The organism is Schlesneria sp. (assembly GCF_036405755.1).
Classification (GTDB): domain Bacteria; phylum Planctomycetota; class Planctomycetia; order Planctomycetales; family Planctomycetaceae; genus Schlesneria; species Schlesneria sphaerica.
On record NZ_DASWWZ010000340.1, the window covers coordinates 1 to 2,470 of the forward strand.

A 2,470-nucleotide genomic window follows, 5' to 3' on the forward strand; every position below is an offset into this window, starting at 1 on the left:
GGGGCTCTTCCCCGATCCAGAAGCGTTCGTGGAACAACTTGATCAGTTCTTTTCTCGTTCGCCGTCCGGGGTCGGAATCACACCGAACGCCTATTACTGGCATGGGAATCAGCCCGACCTGTTTGCGCCGTACCTCTTCAATTCCGCAGGAAGACCGGATCTCACTCAGAAATGGGTCCGATGGATCCTGGCGAACAAGTACGGGACGGGGGCAAATGGACTCGATGGGAACGACGACGGGGGTACGCTCTCAGCCTGGTACGTCTTGAGCTCGCTCGGACTATTTCCGGTGGCGGGGACCGATCGGTATGAACTTGGAACGCTGCTGTGGGATCAGGCGGAACTCAAAGTCGGCCTCCATCGGCTCACATTACAAGGCAAAAATGAAGAGGCAGACAGTCTCGCCGTACAGACAGTCTGGATCAACGACCAACCACTGGACCGTCACTGGATTCGGCACAATGAGATCGAACGTGGCGGGACCTTGCAGTTCCGCAGGTCGACCCCGTAGAGATGTATCCCATATGCAATCGAACTAACGGAAGTGAAGGCGGACTTGACCAATCCCTGGCAGAACCCTAACGGCACCAGTACGTCAGAGACGGGTGACTCGTTTTTTCTATGTAGAATGTCATCCGGTTGCCCGGAAACGATGAGGATCGACAAATGAGAACATTATGGCAGGGCCTGATTGCGACAGCGGTGGTCGGCTCGATGATCGCCACTGGCGACGCAGATGATGGGTTGAAGGCTCGTCTCAAGGATACCAATGCCTCGCTGACGGATATCTGGGTCTACAACGACATCCAGCAAGGGATGGACGAAGCCCGCCGTCTGAACAAGCCGTTGTTCGTCACCTTCCGGTGCGTCCCCTGCAAGGATTGCGCGGCCTTTGACGCAGACGTTGCGAGTGGTAACGCAGGGGTGCGCGAACTGGCGAAAGAGAAATTTGTTTCTGTCCGTCAGGTCGAGATGAAAGGCGTGGACCTCTCACTCTTCCAGTTCGACCACGATTTGAACTGGGCCGGAATGTTCCTCAACGCAGACGGCGTCGTCTATGCACGCTACGGCACGCAAAGCAGCGAAGGATCAGACGCGTACAACTCGATCGAAGGACTGACGAACACGATGCAGCGGGTGCTGGAGCTGCATGCGGAGTACCCCCACAATCAGGAAGAGCTCAAAGGGAAGCGCGGTCCAGCGAGGAAGGTGAAGAGTGCTCTGGAGCTACCGGGCCTGCGAAATCCTGCCAAGTACGCTCAAGAAACAACCAGACAGAACTGCATTCACTGTCACAACATTCACGATGCCGAGCACCAGCATGCCCTGGATTCCGGGACGTACAGCCCGGACCTGTTATTGAAATATCCTCTTCCGGACAACATTGGCCTGAAGATCGACCGTAAGAGTGGCATCCGAATTTCAGAAGTCATCGAGAACTCTGCTGCCGCAGCCGCGGGCCTGAAGGTCGGAGAAGAGATCGTTCGAATGGAGGGTCAGCCGATCACCTCCATCGCCGACATGCAGTGGGTCCTGCATCATCTCCCTCTGGGTGACGCGACGGTGAGGATCGAAACGAGCCAGACCGGGATGCACGACGTGAAACTAAAAGACGGCTGGAAGAAGTACGATTTTTCCTGGCGCGGTTCGATGTGGAATGCGCCACCCCGCTTCCAGGCATGGGTGCCGATTCTCGGTGCGGATGCCAAACGGAAACTGGGCCTGCCGGAGGACGAAACCGCGATGGAGGTTCGCTGGATCAATCTCGACAGCCTGGGAGGAAAGCGGGCACTTGATGACGGACTGCGTGAGAAGGATGTCATTATCGCATTGGACGGAAAGCCGTTTCACGGGGATACGCGGCAGTTCAATATGCACGTCAAACTGAATTACCGCGTCGGGGATGATCTTTCGCTGACAGTGCTGCGCAATGGTCAGCGGCAGAACGTTACGATCCACCTTGTGGAGTAGACATGGTTCGCACGCAACGGCTTGCACGATCGGGGACGTGAGAAGTCTCGCCGGGCAGCAGCCCGCAGCGGTGTGGGGGCGAGGCGACGCCCGAAATGCCGGACAGCCTGCGGTCGCCCCGGCAGTCCACTGCCCCGCCAGTCCACTGACGAGAATAAACTCTTTCAAGTTGCGAGCAGTGAGAGCGGTATGAATGCCCGGGCTGGACTTGGATCGCCCCGGTGAATTTTTTCTGTCAAGGAAAGAGTGATGTCGGAACAGAAAACGAGACCGACAGAAGAGGACGTCACGGCATTCATTGCGGCCGTTCCCGAGGCTCAGAAACGTGAAGACTCTTATCGTCTGCTGGAGTTGATGCAGCAGATCACGGGTGAGTCTCCCCGGATGTGGGGGCCCAGCATGATCGGATTCGGGGAGTATCACTACCGTTATCCCACGGGTCATGAAGGAGACACATTCGTCGTTGGATTTTCGCCGCGAAAGACTGCGTTCAGCCTGT

At 56.8% G+C, this 2,470-nt stretch carries 2 protein-coding genes and 1 pseudogene; all 3 read left to right on the plus strand.

What is annotated here, in order from left to right; translation table 11 throughout:
* Positions 1-511, plus strand: a 511-nt coding sequence (locus tag VGE80_RS11750; RefSeq protein ID WP_440592802.1) for a glycoside hydrolase domain-containing protein, incomplete at its 5' end; no start/stop codon positions are given.
* A 155-nt stretch (positions 512-666) separates the two neighbouring features.
* The gene (locus tag VGE80_RS11755) at positions 667-1,971 is read left to right on the plus strand and encodes a Trx7/PDZ domain-containing (seleno)protein (protein WP_440592803.1); all 1,305 of its coding nucleotides are present in this window, start codon (positions 667-669) and stop codon (positions 1,969-1,971) included.
* Between the two features lie 249 nt (positions 1,972-2,220).
* Positions 2,221-2,470 (plus strand): annotated as a pseudogene (locus VGE80_RS11760) (DUF1801 domain-containing protein); the annotation flags it as partial.